The 525-nt window shown below is 75.2% G+C and carries 1 protein-coding gene; it reads right to left on the reverse strand.

Going from position 1 to position 525, the window contains the following annotated elements; all coding sequences use genetic code 11:
* Positions 1 to 525, reverse strand: a 525-nt coding sequence (locus A5622_RS15675) for a YafY family protein (RefSeq protein ID WP_156748683.1), incomplete at both ends; no start/stop codon positions are given.

The following is a 525-nucleotide window of genomic DNA, read 5'->3' on the forward strand; positions in this document are numbered from 1 at the left end:
CCTCGCAGGATCCGTCCGGCAGCTCGCGCACGTCGCGCATCGGGTAGTACTCGAACATCCAGGACGCCGCCGGGGCCACGCGCAGGCTGGCCGACGGCAGCGCCGGGTCGCCGTCGAACAGCGAGGTGTCCGGCGGCGCGTGCAGGGCGGGCTCGGGCGGCGCGGCCGGCTCATCGAGCTCGCTGGCGTCGACGATCCGGTCGAAGCGGAACAGCCGAACGCCCTCGGCCTCGCGCGACCAGGCCTCCAGGTAGCTGTGGCCGCCGATCAGCAGCACCCGGATGGGGTCGACGACCCGGCTGGTCAGGGTGTCGTGGGAGGCGGAGTAGTAGTCGATGGCCAGCGCGTGCTTGGACTGCACGGCCGCACGCACCGCGGCGGCGGCCCGGTTCTCCACCGGCGCGGGCTCGTCGACGGCCGTTGCCGCGGCCGAAGCGTCCTGCGCCCGGGCCCCGGCGGCGCCCTCGATCTTGGCGATCGCGCTGCGCGCGGCCTCGGGGTCGACGACGCCGGGAATGTCGGCCA

Source organism: Mycobacterium sp. 1245801.1 (genome assembly GCF_001673055.1).
Lineage (GTDB): Bacteria > Actinomycetota > Actinomycetes > Mycobacteriales > Mycobacteriaceae > Mycobacterium > Mycobacterium europaeum_A.